This window comes from Alteromonas sp. V450 (assembly GCF_001885075.1).
Lineage (GTDB): Bacteria > Pseudomonadota > Gammaproteobacteria > Enterobacterales > Alteromonadaceae > Alteromonas.
This window is the reverse complement of record NZ_MODU01000004.1, coordinates 1,694,663-1,713,469: the sequence shown is the minus strand read 5'-3', so window position 1 is coordinate 1,713,469 and position 18,807 is coordinate 1,694,663. Positions and strand designations below refer to the sequence as shown.

Sequence of the window (18,807 nt, the reverse complement as noted above, 5' to 3'; positions counted from 1 at the left end):
TTTATGAAATTCAGTCCGTTACTTTCAGAATTAATTCAAGCGCTCACATGTCTTCCAGGTGTAGGAAATAAGAGCGCTCAGCGCATGGCGTTTCATCTACTAGAGCGCAATCGCACTGGAGCGATTGATTTAAGTAATGTGTTACACAACGCAATGGAACATATTCATCATTGCAAGCGCTGCCGAACGTTTACCGAAGATGAGTTGTGTGACATCTGTCGTCATCCTGAGCGAGAGGCGAGTGGCTTGTTGTGCATAGTTGAAAGCCCGCAAGACGTATTAGCAATAGAGCAAACCTTAAGCTATAAAGGGCAGTATTTCGTACTCATGGGCCATTTGTCTCCTATTGACGGCGTAGGGCCTGAGGAAATTGGGTTGACAGAGCTTGAAGCACGCCTAGGTAAAGGAGGGGTCACTGAAGTTATTTTAGCTACAAACCCAACTGTAGAAGGCGAGGCCACGGCACACTACATTGCTCAGTTATGTGGAAATCATAATGTTGAGGCGTCTCGTATTGCGCATGGCGTTCCAGTGGGCGGAGAGCTTGAATACATTGACGGCAATACGCTTACCCACGCATTTTCAGGTCGGCGTAAATTATAAGTGCTTTGCGTTGTTAGTTTTTGCAGTGATTTATAACCTCAACGCAACCTAATGTCCTTTTGGTCTCCTCGTATTCCCTTCAGTCGATTGCAAAATAAGCAATGTCCAATCAAAAATATCTTCATGAAAATAATTTTTCGTCCTAAACGTTGAAAAGTGCGTTGAGTGACCTTACCTGAATAACACGAAACGTGATCCATTCAACGAGGAGATATTGGATTATGGCTGAAGCAGCCCAAAAAGAAACCCACGGTTTTCAAACAGAAGTAAAACAGCTTCTTCATCTGATGATTCACTCTTTGTATTCAAACAAAGAAATTTTTCTACGCGAGTTAGTGTCAAACGCGGCCGATGCTGCGGATAAACTTCGCTTTCGCGCGCTTGAAAACGATAGTCTTTATGAAAACGATGGCGATTTAAACGTAAAACTAAGCGTAGATAAAGATGCGAATACCGTTACTATTACTGATAACGGTATTGGTATGTCTCGCGATGAAGTCATTGCTAACTTGGGTACTATTGCAAAGTCAGGTACTAAAGATTTCTTCAGCAAACTTTCTGGCGATAGCGCTAAAGATTCACAACTTATAGGCCAATTCGGTGTTGGCTTTTATTCTGCGTTTATCGTAGCGGATAAAGTCACGGTGAGAACCCGCGCTGCTGGTGCTGATGCATCGCAAGGTGTTGAGTGGATCTCAGACGGTGAAGGTGAATTTACCATTGCTGAAATCAACAAACCTTCTCGCGGTACTGAAATTACCCTTCATCTTCGCGACGACGAAAAGGAATATGCTGATGCATGGCGCTTACGCTCTATCGTGAGCAAATATTCTGATCATATCAGTATTCCTGTTCAAATGTGGAAAGATGAAGTGCCTGAGAGCGAAGGTCCAGACGGTGAAAAAATCGAAGGTCAGCCAGGCGAGTGGGAAGTTGTTAATAAAGCGACCGCGCTTTGGACTCGTGAAAAGTCAGAAATTACTGATGAAGAGTACAATGAATTCTATAAACATATTTCTCACGACTTTGCAGATCCCCTTGCATGGGCTCATAACAAAGTAGAAGGGAAAACAGAGTATACAAGCCTACTTTATATCCCTTCAAAAGCGCCGTTTGACATGTTTAATCGCGACCAGAATCACGGTCTCAAGCTTTATGTGCAGCGCGTTTTCATTATGGACGATGCAGAGCAGTTCATGCCTACATATCTTCGTTTTGTGAAGGGGCTGCTAGACAGCAATGATCTTCCGCTTAACGTGTCACGTGAAATCCTTCAAGATAATAAGATAACGCAAGCGCTGCGCCAGGGCTGTACCAAACGTGTACTTCAAATGCTTGAAAAGATGGCTAAGAACGACAACGAGAAGTATCAGTCATTTTGGAACGAGTTTGGCAACGTCTTGAAAGAAGGTCCTGCTGAGGACTTTAGCAATCGTGAAAAAATTGCTGGTCTGTTGCGCTTCTCCTCTACACACGGTGAGTCTGATGCCCAAACGGTTTCATTGGCTGATTATATTGAGCGAATGAAGGAAGGCCAGGATAAGATTTACTATGTGACAGCAGATAGCCTGCAAGCTGCAAAATCAAGCCCACATCTTGAGATTTTCCGCAAGAAAGGGATCGAAGTACTGCTTATGGGCGAGCGCATTGACGAATGGTTAATGTCTCACCTTACTGAGTTTAATGAAAAGCAGTTTGTATCAATTGCGAAAGGAAACTTAGATTTGGGCGATTTAGACGATGAAGAGTCTAAGAAAGCGCAAGAAGAAGCAGAAAAGCAGGTTGAAGGTGTATTAGAGCGTGCTAAAGAAGCGCTAGGAGATAAGGTCATTGATGTTAAGTTTACGCATCGTTTAACAGACTCACCTGCGGTAATTGTCGCTGACGACAATGGCATGACTACACAGATGATGAAACTTATGCAGGCTGCGGGTCAGAGCGTGCCAGAGGTTAAATATCATTTCGAACTTAACCCTGAACACAGCTTGGTGAAGCTTCTGGCCGACACGCAAGATGAAGAGTTGTTTAAGCAGTGGGTTGGGGTGTTGTTTGATCAGGCTGCTCTGTCTGAACAGGGAAGTTTGAAAGATCCATCAACGTTTGTTCAGAATTTGAACACGCTGCTTATGAAGTTGGCTAAATAAGCACATAGATCTAAATGGTCATACGTAAAAACGGGCATTACGCCCGTTTTTTTGTTTTTAGTAGCAACTTCTGTAAGTAAGCGCTATTTATTATGCTATATTTTGGCGGTTTATATTTATGCGTTAATCTACATTTCTAATGCAACAAATATGTTTGAAACACTTCTGTTTTTTCACAAGTGACTAGGCATTTTGTCTACAAAATATCTATAAGTTGAACGTATATTCGCCATTAGTCTTAAGATTAACATTACGGTACTCCTTACACTTGTCACTCTAGTGTTGAATGTGTAAAGTGCCCGAAGTAAAAGTTTAAAAATCATAAGCGGAGAACGCACTCATGCGAATTATTCTTCTCGGCGCTCCTGGCGCGGGCAAGGGCACACAGGCTCAGTTTTTAATGGGCAAATACGGTATTCCACAAATATCTACAGGCGACATGCTGCGCGCCGCGATTAAAGCTGGCACTGAGCTTGGTATGCAAGCAAAGCGTGTTATGGACGAAGGTAAATTAGTTTCTGACGATATTATTATTGGGCTTGTTAAAGAGCGCATCGCCCAAGACGATTGCAAAGATGGCTTTTTACTTGACGGTTTCCCTCGCACTATACCGCAAGCAGATGCAATGAAAGAAGCAGGCGTTACGGTTGATCACTGTATCGAATTTGATGTGGCTGATGATGTCATTGTTGAACGTATGAGCGGTCGCCGAGTTCACCCAGCCTCTGGTCGTGTATATCATGTTGTTTACAACCCGCCAAAAGAAGAAGGGAAAGACGACGTGACGGGTGATGAACTGATCGTTCGTGACGACGACAAAGAAGACACTGTACGTAAGCGTTTAGCGATTTATCATGAGCAAACAAAACCACTTGTTAATTACTACAGCGCTGAAGCGGAAGCTGGGAACTGTGAGTACCACAAACTTGACGGCACACGTCCAGTTGAAGATGTAAGTGCTGAGCTTGCTGAACGTTTAGGCTAATCGTCGGAAACGTTTATAAAAGGTCGCTTGGGCGGCCTTTTTTGTTGCTTGTAACTTATTTGCGGATAACGTTTAATTACACATCAACAAATGTGAAATTGAGCACAAGCTTAAACAACGCGATATAACTATAACATGTGGAGTAGACCATGGTTTTGCCAATCACGGCGTTTTACGCCAGTTTATTGGGTATTTGTTACCTTTATCTATCGTTTTTAGTCATCGGTGCCAGACGCCGTCACCAAGTAGGTATTGGCGATGGTGGCCATGAAGATCTTATTCGTTTATCTAGAGCGCACGGCAATTTCAGTGAGTATGTGCCCATTACTCTTATCATGATAGCGTGCTTTGAAGCCAACACTGGTCAAGTTTGGGCTGTTCATGCTTTAGGAAGCGCGTTGTTATTTGGCCGCGTTCTACACGCCTATGGATTAGGTCGTCACTCTGGCGTAAGTTGGCAACGCTTCGCGGGCATGATCCTCACTTTCCTCGCTATGCTTTGTGCAGCCGTGGGTAATTTGGTGCTCATTCATTTTGGATTGTAAGATAAATACGACGATAAATTCTGGTCGTTTCCGTATATTGCATCTGATAGAGGAGCAAAAAGCGCTCTAGGCACAGTAACGTAGAGTAATACCCAGAGCGCTTGTTTATGGGCTTTTAGAAGCGATAAGTTAGTTTAGAATATACAAAGCGGCCACGCGGGTTGTGCACACCTCCTACATAACCGTACAGGTCGCCATCACCATCACCAATCGCAAACGGAGGCTCTTCATCAAGCAAGTTGTTTGAACCAATAACTAGGCGAAGGTTATCGCTGTAGTTATATCCAAATTGCAAGTCTACCAACATCTGAGAATCAACAGTTCGCGACGTGTTTTCTTCAAAGTCCAACACACCGTCGAAGTCAATGTCAGGCGTGTCTTCAAATTCACCAATGAAGCTAATATTTAAGTTTGCATCGAATGCACCTTTAGACCATGTAGTACCAAACAACCAACGATGCTCTGGATAGCCGTATTCACCGGTAAAGTCCATGTCGTTTCTTTCGAACTTGTTCATGTAAGCCCAGTCTAGGTTGAAACGAACGTTACCGTACTCTTGCAATTCCATGCGATAGTTAGCGCTGAAATCAACACCAGATGCTTCTTGAGATGATACGTTTTGATACGTATTGAAAATCTTCTGAATTACCCCCAACGATTCGCCTGGCTGTGGATCTAAGCGTACACAGATTGTACTGTCTTGATTATTACACTCTGCGTTGTAAACCAAACCAAACTGCTGCTCGTCAATTTTGTTGTCTTGTGTAATGCTCCACACGTCAATACTTAAGCCTAACTCTTGAACAGGCGCGTAGATAACACCTACATTCCAAGACTCTGACTCTTCCGCATCAAGGTTTGGGTTACCTGCAAACTCAATATTGTAATCCAATGATTCACAATCTTGACCTGTCGCGTCGCAGCGGTAACTGTCGAGGAAAAAGACACTTTTCTGTGACGGACCTAGGCCAACTTGTGCAAGAGAGGGGGCTCTGAAGCCCTGAGCCCAAGAACCTCGTACGGTTACTTCGTCACTTGGCGCCCATCGTAATGCTATTTTTGGATTAGTTGTACTGCCGAAGTCGCTGAAATGGTCGTAACGACCAGCTAGTTGAAGCTCTAACTGCTCGGTAAGCGGAATAGATAGCTCTAAGTAAGCGGCATACTGATCGCGTTCAGCGGCAGCAGAAACTGACTCTGTACCGAAGATCAATCCGCGCTGGAACTGAATGTCTGGAATGTCGCTCACTTGCTCTTCGCGATACTCGACACCCGCTGCCATCATTACTACGTCGTCACCAAAGTCGAATGCTTCACCTGAAATGTGCGCATCAACACTGGTCATGCGAGATTCGCCACGGCGAACAAGGCTAGTAGTAATTTCATCAATTACGCTTTGCGGGTTAGTAACACCACCAAATGGGTTATAGTTGCCTAGATCAATTTGTTCTTGCAGCCAGTCTACGCGGACCCAGCCTTGTGATTGATCTCCGCTTTGTTCTGAACGGCTACGACCTTTTTGTACAGATGCTTCCCAATCGTAATCATTGAATGTACCGCGAAGGCCTGCCACCAAACGCAAGGTGTCAGACTCGATATCCCAACGACGAGCACCTGCATCAACAGGTCGATAGCGGCCAATTTCGATGTCTTGTCCAAACGGGTTATTTGGGTGAGTGCCAGGAACGGTTAATCCAGCATCTTCATCAAGAGGGGTTGCTGCACCGCCTGCTTCAGACGTGTTATGCTGCATTGCCACTTCCATAAATGCTGTGGTGTCATCACCAATCTTATAGTCGAACTGACCAATGAAGCCAACGCGCTCAGAAGACGGTATAGTTAGACCAAACGGACCATAATCAAACAGGCAACTACCAGACGCCGTCGCGTTTTCTGCTGGACAGTCAGGGTCTATAGTTTTAACGCCATCTACATAAAAGTAGCCTGGGTACCCCCGTGATGAGCGAAAATCCATACCGCCATATGGAGATTGGTTAGCTGTTCCGAATCTGCCCATTTCGTCTGCGCCAAGCCTACTGTTGTTGAAGTAATCGATGATTACCGTCGCACTACTTTTTTCGCTTTGAGATCCCCATAGAACACTGGCGGTTGTCTCATCGTAGCTTGGGCCTGTTGTACCCCCATAGCCCGCATTAATCTCAAGACCCTCATAGTCTTTCTTAAGCACTACGTTTACCACACCTGCTACCGCGTCTGATCCATAAATCGCAGAGGCACCGTCTTTTAATATGTCGATTCGTTCGATAGCAGATACTGGGATTGAGTTAATATCTACAAATGAATTAGTAATACTTTCAGCAAAGGCACTGATTGCCACCCTACGACCGTTAATAAGTACTAGGGTAGCATCTGGGCCCATGCCTCTAAGCGATACCGCTGCGGCACCATTGGCGGTAGAGTCTTGACTATTGTTACGGGTTGAGAAAGTACCCGCACCGGTAGCAGGCATTCTTTCTAATAGCTGCTGTAAGTTTTCATAGCCCATACCTTCAATCATTGCTGCATCAATCGATTGAATCGGTGAAGGACCTTCTATATCAGTGCGCTTGATACGAGAACCCGTTACTGCAATTCGTTCAAGGTTGGTTGCGTCCTCATCAGCTTGCTGTGCATATGCAGGGGATATTGAGGTTAATCCTGAAAGTGCTATTCCCACTGCAATTGCACTTACTTTACGACCTTGTTTCATTGTTATTTCCTTATTGTCCGTTTACTTGTTGTATGCAACATTATCTTGTTGCAGATTTATGAATAGCATTCCTCGTACTTATGTTGCAATAGAGTAAAAAAGGAAAGATGTGACACTTAGTTACAAAATGTGTAAACCATGTATTACTTTTTGCGTGAAGGGTGGCTTGAAACAGGGTATTAAGTGAACGTCGAACGGTATGTAATTAGAGGCTTCTAGCTTTGTTAATCAGTACTGTGGAAAGGGGAGGTTGATAAGAACATAAACCAATAAACGCGAATCAATTGTAAAGTTTACGTATAACCAACAGCCCCTATTACTTTGTTTAGATACGTGAATACCCATGCTTTATTACCTACCACAGAACCTACTGTCGATAGGTAGAATTCAACTTAAGGCTCGGCGTAGTACTTCTTCTAACAAGGTTGTTATTCAGTGCGATCTAACTGATGTAAAAACCTATCTTTTCGCGGTAAATACATATTATCTGTATCTAACGAAAATGCTACAGAGTTGGCCTTACCTTGAATCTCTTTAACGGGAATGAAACCGTAGTAGCGTGAGTCGACACTATTATTTCTGTTATCGCCTAACGCTAACACGTGATGTTTCGGTACGGTGACTAAATTAAAGCTCTTAACCGGAGCCGGCAAAGGATTAAGCGCAATGGTTCTGGTTTGCCCCAGAATTTCCTCAGAAAAAAGGTATTGACTCTCGGCGGTTAACGCGGCTTTCTCACCATTGATAAAAAGTACGTTGTTTTCTAATTTGATCTCGTCGCCTTCAACAGCAATCACACGTTTAATCAATCGAGTATTCGCTGCACTACTGTCGATAATTACAATGTCACCGCGATTGATGCTACCGGTCTTCGCAATAACAATGTCGGTAAACGGCAATTCTAGTGTGTAAGCTGACTTATCAACGACTACACGGTCGCCCACCTGAATTGTAGGCTCCATAGAGCCCGTTGGAACATGGTACCAATCAGCGACGCTGCTGCGAAAAGAGAACAGGAAAGTAACAAACACGATGAACGGTAGATTGCTTTTAATGCTTTGTTTTAGATTTAACACGGTTTTGGTACTCATTAAATAAAGGTTTGTTTGTGATATCAGCGCTTTTTTCAGGCCGATGCTTCTGTAATAGGTGTAGATTGTGGGTGGGTTAAATTGTTCAACATCGTGGTGTGGAAAATGTAACGAACTATGTCGCTAGTTCATCCATAGTGGTTTAGATATGACGTGTTTCATACTTGATTTTGTTGATAAAGTTACATTAAAACAGCGTGTTACGAGATGAGGTGCAAGGTATAAGAACAGTCTCTTCAGAGATGTGAAAATTGTTATGATAAGGAATGTCATGGCACTTAAGAAGTACTTGTGGTACTTGTTACGTTTTTGATTGGCAAAGAATAAGAACGATGCTTAAAACATTCAAACGAACAAGAATGTACACTGCAATTGCGGTAGTAGCGCTAAGTGCAGTATCGATAGGGTGTACGCAGAACACCGATACTACCCGCAACGTCACGAGCGGTACCACTACTCATTCAGCAAACAGTAGTACTTCCCAAACACCCCAATTATTCAACGTAGATTACGAGCGCTTCACGCTAGATAATGGACTCACCGTTGTGCTTCATGTAGACAGGTCAGATCCTGTTGCCGCAGTTGCGCTTACTGCGCATGTTGGTTCAGCGAGAGAGAAAGAAGGTCGAACAGGTTTTGCTCATTTGTTCGAACATTTACTTTTTCTTGAATCAGAAAATTTGGGTAAAGGCGGTCTTGATAAGCTAAGCGCCAAAATTGGAGGCTCCGGCGCAAATGGTTCGACAAGCCGTGACAGTACTAATTACTACCAAACGGTCCCCATTGATGCGCTAGAAAAAATGATTTGGGCTGAAGCCGACAAGTTAGGTTTCTTCATTAATACCGTAACAGAGCCTGTACTTGCTAAAGAAAAGCAGGTGGTGAAAAACGAAAAGCGCCAGAGTGTGGATAACCGTCCGTATGGGCATAATCAGTATGTTATCGACAAGAACCTCTATCCCAAGGGGCACCCATACAGTTGGCAAGTTATTGGCTCGTTAGATGACCTTCAAAATGCAACGCTTGCTGACGTAAAAGAGTTTTTCAAAACATGGTATGTACCTAACAATGTGGTACTTACCATTGCAGGTGACATTGACGTAAATCAAACCAAAGCATGGGTAAAAAAGTACTTCGATGAAATTCCAGCAGGAAAAAAAATCAATAAGTTACCGCCGCAACCAGCGAAGCTCAATGAGACTATAAAGCGATTCCATATAGATAATTTTGCGCAAGCGCCCATGCTGACGATGGTATGGCCAACCGTACCCGAATATCACGATGACTATTACCCACTTCAAGTACTTTCCCAGTATCTCAGTCAGGGTAAAAACGCTCCGCTCAACAAGGTACTCATTGATGAAAAGAAGCTTACCAGTGACGTTTATCTTTATGGCTACGATGCAGAGATAGCCGGTCAGCTTCAGCTGCAGGTTATGGCGTTTAATGGTGTTAACTTAAACACAGTTGAAAAAGGCATTAATGAAGCATTCGCACGCTTTGAAAAAGACGGGATTTCGTCAAAAGACTTGGCGCGTATAAAGGCCGGACAAGAAACAGAGTTTTACCAAGGGCTTTCAAGCGTGTTAGGTAAAGGTTTTCAATTGGCGCAATACGAAATTTTTGCGGGTGGGGCTGAATTCATAAGCCAAGATGTTCAAAAAATTCTTGGCGTTACAGAACAAGACGTAATGCGTGTATACAACACCTACATTAAGGACAAGCCCTTTGTTGCTTCTAGCTTTGTACCTAAAGGGCAGCAAGATTTAATATTGAGTGGGTCAACTAAAGCCGACGTAGTTGAAGAGGAAATTGTCGCAGGGGCAGAAGAGAGCTTTGATGCATCCGTTGCGGCGGAATACGAACGTACTCCGTCATCTTTTGATCGCGCGAAAGAGCCAGCATATGGTGAATCAATAGAAATTACACCACCAGAAGTTTGGAAACATGCAATGTCGTCAGGCGTTAACGTTGCAGGTATCGCCAACGATGAGGTGCCGTTGGTCACGTTTGAGTTAAAGGTAGATGGCGGGATGCTTTTCGATGCGCAAGGCAAAACAGGTACTGCTAATTTACTCGCTGCAACCTTGCTAAAAGGTACGGCGGAAAAAACACCCGAGCAGCTAGAACAGGAAGTTGAGTTATTAGGCGCCTCTCTAGAAGCTAGTGCTTCTGAGACAGACATTACTATTAGCGGAACGGTACTGTCTAAGCACTACAATGAATTAATACAGCTTGTCACTGAGGTATTACTTTCTCCTCGCTTTGATGAACAGGAGTTTGAATTAGCTAAAGACGATACCATTAATCAGATTGAACAAATAAAAGCGAATCCGAATGCCATTGCATCGGTTGAGTTTAAAACATTGCTGTATGGGAAAGGTCACCCATTCGCTCAAACAGTGCTTGGTGATAAGCAAACCGTGAGCGATATAACACTTACAGATGTGAAAGCGTATTACGATAAATACTTCACACCGTCATTGGCAAAATTTCATGTTGTTGGAGATATTAAACAAGCCGACGTTGTGAAAAGCTTATCACCACTGAATAAGCGCTGGATACCGAAAGACGTGACCCTTATGAAGGTGCAAGTGCCCGAACTGCCAGAAAATGCACAACTGTTCTTTTATGATGTTCCAGGAGCTAAGCAGTCAGTGCTTTATTTTGGCCACACCGCTCCCATCGTAACGCATGACGATGCCTATAAGATAAGCGTTATGAATTATCGTTTAGGCGGGGGCGGTTTCGCTTCACAGCTTATGCAAGAACTGCGTGAGAACAAAGGCTACACGTATGGTATTCGTTCATCGTTTTCTAGCGATCAATATACGGGCGAATTTACCATTCGAAGCGCTGTACGGTCGAACGTTACCTTAGAGGCAACACAAGCCGTTATGGATATATTAGCAGCGTTTGGCGCAAACTATTCGGATGAAGACTTAGACATTACTAAAGGGTTTACACTTAAATCTGGCGCACGGGCGTTTGAAACGTTAGGGGCGAAATTAAATATGGTTAGTGAAATCAGCGATTTTGGTTTAGCTAATGATTATGTTTTACAGCAAGAAGCGGAAGTAAAGGCTTTAACTGTTGATGATATTAAGCGCCTTTACGGTGAGCATGTACACCCTGACAAGATGATTTTCTTGATAGTAGGGGACAAAGATACCCAGTTTGAGCGTTTAGAAGCGCTTGGGTTGGGGAAGCCCACCTTGCTGAACCCTTAGTTAACAACAAGCTATGTAGGTCATTACCTACTCAGCGAGATTTAAAATGCTCGCAACTACGGCGTGTTACCGCAGGTATAAGTAGCGCGTTGAGCGAACATGGTAACAACCGTCAATAAAACCAAAGCCCGAGTGAACTTCATTCGGGCTTTTTTGTTTAAACGGGCGTTTTATCTGAGGTAGTTAAAATTTTTATGTGACCGAAAACACACAAAACTAACGTAACTGATAACAAGGGCTTAGTAATGCTTCTTATACAGCGGTATACAAGAGCAGTTGCTAATTGATTTTGTGACTGTTTGAGTGAATAAGCCTAAAAACGCGATGCGGGAGGCATGAGTGACGGAAAAAATAAAGGCGTCTGGGCACCAAGACCAAGATGTAGCCCTTAGCCATACTGAAGAAAAAGATGTACGAGATAATCAAAGTTTAAACTCTGTTTCTTTGTATGCCATTGTTCATAGAGAGGGTTTGGAAGAGCTGCAGCGTCCAATGATGTCATTGTGGTGGTCTGGGGTTGCTGCTGGTATTGGTATTTCACTGTCTATTTTAGCTGAAGGGATATTGCATCACCTTTTTGTAAACTCCCCTCATCAGTTTGTAATAGAGAATCTAGGTTATACGGTAGGCTTTGTACTGGTAATTGTAGGCCGGCTACAGCTATTTACCGAAAATACGCTGTCAGTTATCCTGCCTTTGCTAAGCAAGCCATCGGTTAACATGGGAGTGTGCATCGCACGATTGTGGGGCATTGTATTCGCCGCTAATATGTTCGGCACCTTTTTGGCCGCGTTTTTCAGCTATAGCCTGCAAGCTGTTCCACCAGAGCTTGTTAAAGGGATGACTGCCATATCTGAGCATTACGCAAAATTATCACCGTCAGACGCCTTCTCATACGGCATTACGTCTGGGTTTATTATTGCCGCTATTGTATGGATGAAGCCTTCGGTTAAGCATTCTCAAATATTGATGATTGTTATTTTTACCTACCTTATTGCTGTAGGTGACTTTACGCATGTGATAGCCGGCTCAACCGAACTTTTCTTGTTAGTGCTACAAAATAAAATAAGCGTTCTTGAAACATTCTCACTCATTGGCGCTACATTACTGGGAAATATTGTTGGCGGCACAGGGCTGTTCGCGCTGCTGGCTTATGGGCAAGTGGCAAGGGAAATCGAGAAATAGATAAGCGTTATACAAAAATGCCCTTCGCGCAGAAAACGAGAAGGGCTTTTTGAATAATAAACGAACTTTCAGCTGGTTACTTGTGACGCTCACGCAGTACATCTAATGCATCGTTCAACGACATATCGCTTGCTTGAAGCAGTACCGTTAAGTGGTACAACAAATCAGCGGCTTCATTTTTAAGCTCTTCTTTGTCGTGCACAGTAGCCGCCAATGCGGTTTCTACACCTTCTTCGCCCACCTTCTGCGCTATGCGCTTAATGCCTTTGTTGTAGAGGCTAGCGGTATAACTGCTTTTTGGGTCGGCATCTTTACGGGCTGCCAGCACACGCTCTAAATCTGCAAGAAACGTAAAGGCTGGCGTGTTGCCGTCGAACCAACAGCTTTCAACACCAGTGTGGCATGTTGGGCCGTTAGGGTTAGCAAGTACCAACAGTGAATCTTGGTCGCAGTCACAAGCAACGCTCACTAAATCTAGCGTGTTACCAGACGTTTCACCCTTGGTCCAAAGGCGCTGCTTTGAGCGGCTGAAAAAAGTCACTTTACCCGTTTCAAGGGTTTTCGCTAGGGCGTCTTGGTCCATGTAGCCCTGCATTAATACTTTGCCAGACAGTGCGTCTTGCACAATGGCGGGCAGCAGGTTGTCCATTTTATCCCAAGCCAGTTTATCGCTGTTTTCGTTAGTAATGATCACGGGTTTACTCCTTCTGCTTGCGCCGTTAATCCGTGACGCTTTCGCATGGCAACGCCATTGCTGGTTAACTCTGCTTTAAGCTCATCAATGTTAATGATGCCTTTGTGAAATACTGATGCCGCTAGAGCGCCATCTACATCAGCTTGTTGAAACACATCCGTAAAGTGAGCAATTTCACCCGCACCACCTGATGCAATAAGCGGCACTTCACAGACATCGCGCACGGCTTTTAGCTGCTTCACGTCGTAGCCTTTGCGCACGCCATCTTGGTTCATGCAGTTAAGTACGATTTCACCAGCACCGCGCGACTGTACTTCTTTAATCCAGTCGATGGTTTGCCATTGGCTTTTTTGCGTACGCGCTTCATCGCCGGTGAATTTATACACTTCGTATTGGTCGGTTGCTTCGTTATAGAAACTGTCGATACCAATCACTACGCACTGCTGACCGTAAACATCGTGCAGTTGATTGATAAGATCTGGATTATTAAGGGCAGGGGAGTTAATTGAAATCTTATCTGCACCCATTTCCAAAATGCGCCCAGCGTCTTCAATGCTTTTAATGCCGCCTGCTACGCAAAACGGAATATCAATAACCTGTGCTATGCGGCTTACCCAGCTTTTATCCACTACGCGGGCATCAGAGCTTGCAGTAATATCGTAAAATACCAGCTCATCGGCTCCCGCTTTTGCGTATTGCTCGGCAAGAGGCACTATATCGCCAATGATTTCGTGGTTTCTAAACTGAACGCCTTTTACAACTTTGCCGTCGCGTACGTCTAAACAGGGAATTATGCGTTTTGCCAGCATGCGATAGCCTCCTTCACTGTAAACTTACCTTCAAGCAACGCGCGGCCTAAAATAACACCGCCAACGTTTGTGGGCTTTAGCGCTTCGATATCAGCGATGCTACCGATACCACCAGATGCTTGCCAGCTAACGTGTGGGAAACGGGCCGCCATTTCTTGATATAGCTCAGTGTTTGCGCCTTGTAGCGTACCGTCGCGGCTAATGTCGGTGCACAGTACGTGCTTTGCGCCAACTGAGGCGAAGTCTTCTAGTAAGCCTTCAAGGGCGACACCAGAGTTTTCTTGCCAGCCGTGGGTGGCAATAAGCTTTTCGCCGCTTTCGCTAATATTAATATCAAGAGCCAATACAATGTGCTCTGGGCCGTATTTTTTAACCCAAGACTTTACAAGCTCGGGCTGTTTTACAGCCAAAGAACCAATCACTACACGGCTAACGCCCGTTTCTAGTAACTGCGCTACTTCTTCTTCGCTTCGAATGCCGCCGCCCGCTTGAAACTTCATGCGCTTGGTGTCGACCATAGACTTAATAAGTGAAAGCTGACGCTTAGTGGTGTCTTTAGCGCCTGTTAGGTCAACAATGTGCAACCAGGTTGCACCTTGGTCGGCATAGTCGTGAACCACGTCTACTGGGTCCAGTTCGTATTGGGTTTTTTGCTCGTAGTCGCCCTGATAAAGGCGCACTACGTGTCCGTCAATAAGATCAATCGCTGGAATAATCATTATAGGTTCACAAAGTTAGTCAGTAGTTGTGCTCCGGCCTCGCCAGAACGCTCTGGGTGAAATTGCACCCCGTAAAAATTGTCTTTATTTATAGCGGCTGAAAAGGCGTTGCCGTAAGTACAGCTTGCAAGCGTGTGCTCGTATTCTGGTACTGCAAAGCTATGCACAAAATAAAAGTAGGTATCTTGAGGAATGCCTTTGAACAAACTTTCGTTGTTATGCGTCACAGTATTCCACCCCATGTGAGGTAAGCGCACGCCTTTTGATTCCATGCGAGCCACATGACCTGGCATTAGGTTCAAACAGTCGATGTTACCTGTACCTTGAAAACCACCTTCGGCACTGGTTTCAACCATAAGCTGCATGCCCAAGCACACGCCTAGTACAGGTTGAGTTAGCGTTTGAAGGGTTTCCACTAAGGCTTTTTGCTTAATGCTTGCCATAGCTGCGGCTGCGGTGCCAACACCTGGTAAAAACACTTTGTCAGCGCTTTTAATCACGTTTACATCGTCAGATACGTCCACTTCAACGCCCAAGCGTTCAAGGGCAAAGCGTACCGACGAAATATTCGCGCAGCCGGTATTAACTATAACTATTTTTTGTCGCTGGCTGGTGTTTACCACTGACATTACAGCGCTCCTTTACTGCTTGGCAATGCATCACCCTGGCGCGTAATGGCCTGGCGTAGCGCACGACCAAATACTTTAAACAGGCTTTCTACCTGGTGGTGAGCGTTACCTTCGCTGGTGGAAAGGTGTAATGATAACCCCATGCTTTGTGCGAGCGAGTAGAAGAAGTGCGGCACCATTTCAGTGGCCATTTCACCTACCTGATCACGGCTAAATTCAGCCTCAAACTTAAGGTGCGGGCGGTTCGAAATATCCATAATACATTCCGCACGACACTCATCCATTGGCAACGCAAAACCAAAACGGCCAATGCCGCGTTTGTCGCCCAGCGCTTTTTTAAGGGCTTCGCCAAGGGCTAGGGCGGTATCTTCTACACTGTGGTGATCGTCAATGTGCAAATCACCATTAGTAGTTAGGTTTAGCTCGAAGCCACCGTGGGTCGCAATTTGGTCAAGCATGTGGTCAAAAAAGCCCATGCCGGTTTGAATTGTCGACTTAGCTTGCGAGTCTAAATCTACGCGAACGCGAATGTCGGTTTCAGAGGTTGTGCGTACCACTTCTGCTATACGTGAAGATGCAAGCAAGCTTTTCTGAATATCATTCCAGTTTAAGCTCTCGCGGTTGTACTGAAAGCTGCGAATACCCATGTTTTCGGCGAGCTGTACATCGGTAATTCTGTCACCAATCACAAACGAGCGGGTGAAATCCACTTTGCCTTGCTGTAGGTATTCTTGTACTAAGCCAAGCTTTGGTTTGCGGCATGTGCAGTTATCAGCATCGAAGTGCGGGCAAATAAGCACGTCGTCAAACACTACGCCCTGGCTTTCGAAAATGGCCATCATGGCATTGTGTGGCTTGTCGAAGTCTTCTTGCGGGAAACTGTCTGTGCCCAAGCCGTCTTGGTTACTTACCATCACGAGTTTATAACCAGCTGCTTTTAGTTTAAGTAGCACAGGAATAACGTTTGGCTCGAAAACAAGCTTCTCTAAACTATCTAATTGCTTATCTACTGGCGGCTCTTCTACGAGTGTACCGTCGCGGTCAATAAATAAAATGGCTTGCTGACTCATGCCGCGTCCTCATTATTTTTAAATTCGTTAATTAGCTGCATTAAACGCTGGTTTTGCTCTTCAGTTCCGATGCTTACGCGTAAACAGTTTTGTAAGTTAAGCTGTTTTGATTGGTCACGAATAAGCATGCCTTGACTTACCAAGTATTGCATTAAGGCTTGCGCTTTTGCGTAGCGGAATAAGATAAAGTTTGCTCGTCTATCACCCACTAATTCAAAGCCTTCAATAGATGCCAGCGCTTCGGCTAGGGCCTCTTTTTCCCGATTGATGGTAGCCACCTGAAGCTCAAGTAACGTTAGCGACTCAGCCGACAATGCTTGTGCTGCAATCTGCGCTACTGGCTCTGGAATAGGATAGGGCGCTATTACTTTAAGCAGAGCTTGAATAACGGGTGCCTGAGCAAGTGTAAAACCACAGCGAAGCCCAGCCAGTGCAAACGCTTTAGACAGCGTACGAAGTACCACTAAGTTCGGATAATTGTTAATTTCATTTGCCCACGTATTGTCAGCATCGAACTCAATATATGCTTCATCTACCACCACTAATGCCTTATCAGCAAAGTGATTAAGCACAGTTTTAATGTCTTCGCGAGCAACCGGCGTGCCAGTAGGGTTGTTGGGCGCACAGATGAAAATCACGTTAACGTCATCTTCAGCGCATACCGCATTTACATTAAGGCTAAAGTCGTCGTTAAGCGGCACTTTCTTAATGCCCACATCACAGGTTTCAGCACTTATTGCATACATACCGTAGGTAGGCGGGCAAATCAAAATACTGTCTTTACCCGGCGTGCAGAAGGTACGAATAAGCAGTTCAATACCTTCATCGGCGCCACGAGTAACGATCAACTGAGACTTATCAAGACCTGCGTAGTTAGCGTAACCACTGACTACCGCTTCAGGCTGACAAGACGGGTACCGATTAAAGTTACCGCTATCTACACTGTATTCGTTGGCATAAGGTGATTCGTTAGCATTAAGCCAGTCTTGACCACCTGAGAAAAGTCGACGTGCCGATTCATACGGCTTTAGCGGCACTAAATTTTCGTTAATTAGGTTATCGATAAGCGTCGACATTAGGCGTCTCCCTGCTTAAGTGCCTGCATACGAAGTGCAACGGCTTGCTCGTGCGCATCTAAGCCCTCGGCAGCGGCCAGTGCCATAATCGCAGGGCCTAGATTACGCATGCCGTCTGCGCTTAGTTCTTGAATAGTGTAGCGGCGCATAAAGTCTAAAAGACCAAGGCTAGAGTAGTTCTTTGCATAGCCGTATGTGGGAAGCACGTGGTTTGTACCTGACGCATAATCACCAGCTGATTCTGGTGACCACGGACCCAAGAATATAGAGCCAGCGTATTTGATTTTTGGCAGGTAATTACGGGCATTCTCAATTTGGACAATTAAGTGCTCAGCTGCATAGGCGTTGCTTGCTTCAATGGCTTGTTCAATTGAATCGGCCAATATATAGCGTGCATTATCCATAGCTGGGCGGGCAATTTCAGCACGAGATAGCGTAGCTAATTGACGCTCAACCGCGGCTTTTGCTTCTTCAATAAGCGAAGCGCTGTTAGATACCAAAATTGCTTGGGAATCTGGGCCGTGCTCGGCTTGAGACAGTAAATCTGCAGCTACAAACTCAGGGTTTGCGAACTCATCAGCAAGCACCAATACTTCTGATGGGCCAGCCGGCATATCAATAGCTGCACCATCAGCGCGTTGGCTAACTTGCTGTTTAGCTTCGGTAACAAAGCTATTGCCAGGGCCGAAAATTTTATCGACTTGCGGGATTGTAGTTGTACCTAACGCCATAGCCGCAATAGCCTGAGCGCCACCGCATAGAAAAATTTTGTCGATACCACACTTTCTGGCCGCATACGCAATTTCAGGCGCGATAAGCTGTTCTTTGTTTGGCGGAGTACAAAGTAGCTTATTTTCGCAGCCCGCCACCAATGCAGGTACGCCTAGCATCAATACGGTTGATGGAAGTGGAGCACTGCCGCCTGGAATATAAAGACCCACTGCATCAAGGGCGGTAAAGCGAAGCTCGCATTTAACACCTGGCGTAGTGGTTAATGCGATGTCACTTGGCATCTGCGCTTCGTGAAACGCCTTAATATTGTTAAACGCTGTGTCGATAGCGCTTGCAACCTCAGGTGTTACCTTGGAGGCAAGAGCATCAATGTTGTCTTGCGAAAGTACAAGGCTAGTTAGGTCGGGGCAGTCAAATTTACGCGTGTAATCAAGTACTGCGGCATCACCTTCTGCTTCAACGCGGGCGATAATCTCGCTCACGGTTTGCTTTAACTGTTGGCTATTGGCCATAGCCGGGCGGGCTAGCGCCTGTTTTTTCTCATTTGCCGAGAGAGATGACCAAGTAATCATAATTGTCTGCCTT

At 45.0% G+C, this 18,807-nt stretch carries 15 protein-coding genes; 6 read left to right on the top strand and 9 right to left on the bottom strand.

Translation table 11 applies throughout. The annotated features are described in order from the left end of the window. The first annotated feature begins 3 nt into the window (after window positions 1-3). The 4 genes from recR (at window position 4) to BK026_RS07470 (ending at window position 4,277) form a co-directional block, all read left to right on the top strand. Window positions 4-603 carry a recombination mediator RecR gene (gene recR / locus BK026_RS07485; RefSeq protein ID WP_071815291.1) on the top strand — a complete coding sequence of 200 codons (600 nt, stop codon included), beginning with the start codon at window positions 4-6 and terminating at the stop codon, window positions 601-603. A gap of 221 nt (window positions 604-824) precedes the next feature. Continuing rightward, a complete protein-coding gene (htpG, locus tag BK026_RS07480; protein WP_071815290.1) occupies window positions 825-2,747 on the top strand; it encodes a molecular chaperone HtpG in 1,923 nt (640 codons plus the stop codon). A 340-nt stretch (window positions 2,748-3,087) separates the two neighbouring features. Then, a complete protein-coding gene (adk, locus tag BK026_RS07475; RefSeq protein WP_071815289.1) occupies window positions 3,088-3,732 on the top strand; it encodes an adenylate kinase in 645 nt (214 codons plus the stop codon). A gap of 149 nt (window positions 3,733-3,881) precedes the next feature. Continuing rightward, the gene (locus tag BK026_RS07470; RefSeq protein ID WP_071815288.1) at window positions 3,882-4,277 is read left to right on the top strand and encodes an MAPEG family protein; all 396 of its coding nucleotides are present in this window, start codon (window positions 3,882-3,884) and stop codon (window positions 4,275-4,277) included. 115 nt (window positions 4,278-4,392) lie between these two features. On the opposite strand, the gene BK026_RS07465 is transcribed toward BK026_RS07470, so the two are convergent. Both BK026_RS07465 and lepB read right to left on the bottom strand, forming a co-directional pair. Beyond that, a complete protein-coding gene (locus tag BK026_RS07465) occupies window positions 4,393-6,987 on the bottom strand; it encodes a TonB-dependent receptor (protein ID WP_071815287.1) in 2,595 nt (864 codons plus the stop codon). 428 nt (window positions 6,988-7,415) lie between these two features. After that, window positions 7,416-8,078: a signal peptidase I gene (lepB, locus tag BK026_RS07460; RefSeq protein WP_071815286.1), complete on the bottom strand. Its 663-nt coding sequence runs from the start codon at window positions 8,076-8,078 to the stop codon at window positions 7,416-7,418. Between the two features lie 332 nt (window positions 8,079-8,410). Between lepB and BK026_RS07455 the strand changes: the two genes are divergently transcribed. Together BK026_RS07455 and BK026_RS07450 are read left to right on the top strand one after the other, a co-directional pair. Next, window positions 8,411-11,308: a pitrilysin family protein gene (locus tag BK026_RS07455; RefSeq protein ID WP_071815285.1), complete on the top strand. Its 2,898-nt coding sequence runs from the start codon at window positions 8,411-8,413 to the stop codon at window positions 11,306-11,308. A gap of 339 nt (window positions 11,309-11,647) precedes the next feature. Next, window positions 11,648-12,493: a formate/nitrite transporter family protein gene (locus BK026_RS07450; protein ID WP_071815284.1), complete on the top strand. Its 846-nt coding sequence runs from the start codon at window positions 11,648-11,650 to the stop codon at window positions 12,491-12,493. Window positions 12,494-12,569: 76 nt separating this feature from the next. Here BK026_RS07450 and hisIE read toward each other — a convergent pair whose 3' ends face one another. From hisIE to hisD, 7 genes are read right to left on the bottom strand one after another with little or no spacing between them, the layout of a single operon-like run. Continuing rightward, window positions 12,570-13,187 (bottom strand): bifunctional phosphoribosyl-AMP cyclohydrolase/phosphoribosyl-ATP diphosphatase HisIE, encoded by a 618-nt coding sequence (gene hisIE / locus BK026_RS07445; RefSeq protein ID WP_071815283.1) that lies wholly within the window; start codon window positions 13,185-13,187, stop codon window positions 12,570-12,572. Further along, window positions 13,184-13,996 carry an imidazole glycerol phosphate synthase subunit HisF gene (gene hisF, locus BK026_RS07440; protein ID WP_014950033.1) on the bottom strand — a complete coding sequence of 271 codons (813 nt, stop codon included), beginning with the start codon at window positions 13,994-13,996 and terminating at the stop codon, window positions 13,184-13,186. Before hisF ends, hisIE begins: the two co-directional genes overlap by 4 nt. Further along, entirely contained in the window at window positions 13,978-14,715 is a 738-nt protein-coding gene (gene hisA / locus BK026_RS07435) for a 1-(5-phosphoribosyl)-5-[(5-phosphoribosylamino)methylideneamino]imidazole-4-carboxamide isomerase (protein WP_071815282.1), read from the bottom strand. Before hisA ends, hisF begins: the two co-directional genes overlap by 19 nt. Beyond that, a complete protein-coding gene (gene hisH, locus BK026_RS07430; protein ID WP_071815281.1) occupies window positions 14,715-15,344 on the bottom strand; it encodes an imidazole glycerol phosphate synthase subunit HisH in 630 nt (209 codons plus the stop codon). Before hisH ends, hisA begins: the two co-directional genes overlap by 1 nt. Further along, window positions 15,344-16,414, bottom strand: coding sequence for a bifunctional histidinol-phosphatase/imidazoleglycerol-phosphate dehydratase HisB (hisB, locus tag BK026_RS07425; protein ID WP_014979739.1), 1,071 nt, complete (start codon window positions 16,412-16,414; stop codon window positions 15,344-15,346). Before hisB ends, hisH begins: the two co-directional genes overlap by 1 nt. Further along, complete coding sequence (hisC, locus tag BK026_RS07420) at window positions 16,411-17,490, bottom strand: histidinol-phosphate transaminase (protein WP_071815280.1); 1,080 nt, start codon at window positions 17,488-17,490, stop codon at window positions 16,411-16,413. Before hisC ends, hisB begins: the two co-directional genes overlap by 4 nt. Further along, window positions 17,490-18,794 carry a histidinol dehydrogenase gene (gene hisD, locus BK026_RS07415; RefSeq protein ID WP_071815279.1) on the bottom strand — a complete coding sequence of 435 codons (1,305 nt, stop codon included), beginning with the start codon at window positions 18,792-18,794 and terminating at the stop codon, window positions 17,490-17,492. The genes hisC and hisD overlap by 1 nt, the downstream gene beginning before the upstream one ends. Window positions 18,795-18,807: the final 13 nt, after the last annotated feature.

Coding starts and splice junctions, on each gene's coding strand:
- recR (WP_071815291.1), top strand. CDS start 4: ATGAAATTCAGTCCGTTACTTTCAGAATTAATTCAAGCGCTCACATGT.
- htpG (WP_071815290.1), top strand. CDS start 825: ATGGCTGAAGCAGCCCAAAAAGAAACCCACGGTTTTCAAACAGAAGTA.
- adk (WP_071815289.1), top strand. CDS start 3,088: ATGCGAATTATTCTTCTCGGCGCTCCTGGCGCGGGCAAGGGCACACAG.
- BK026_RS07470 (WP_071815288.1), top strand. CDS start 3,882: ATGGTTTTGCCAATCACGGCGTTTTACGCCAGTTTATTGGGTATTTGT.
- BK026_RS07465 (WP_071815287.1), bottom strand. CDS start 6,987: ATGAAACAAGGTCGTAAAGTAAGTGCAATTGCAGTGGGAATAGCACTT.
- lepB (WP_071815286.1), bottom strand. CDS start 8,078: ATGAGTACCAAAACCGTGTTAAATCTAAAACAAAGCATTAAAAGCAAT.
- BK026_RS07455 (WP_071815285.1), top strand. CDS start 8,411: ATGCTTAAAACATTCAAACGAACAAGAATGTACACTGCAATTGCGGTA.
- hisF (WP_014950033.1), bottom strand. CDS start 13,996: ATGCTGGCAAAACGCATAATTCCCTGTTTAGACGTACGCGACGGCAAA.
- hisA (WP_071815282.1), bottom strand. CDS start 14,715: ATGATTATTCCAGCGATTGATCTTATTGACGGACACGTAGTGCGCCTT.
- hisH (WP_071815281.1), bottom strand. CDS start 15,344: ATGTCAGTGGTAAACACCAGCCAGCGACAAAAAATAGTTATAGTTAAT.
- hisB (WP_014979739.1), bottom strand. CDS start 16,414: ATGAGTCAGCAAGCCATTTTATTTATTGACCGCGACGGTACACTCGTA.
- hisC (WP_071815280.1), bottom strand. CDS start 17,490: ATGTCGACGCTTATCGATAACCTAATTAACGAAAATTTAGTGCCGCTA.
- hisD (WP_071815279.1), bottom strand. CDS start 18,794: ATGATTACTTGGTCATCTCTCTCGGCAAATGAGAAAAAACAGGCGCTA.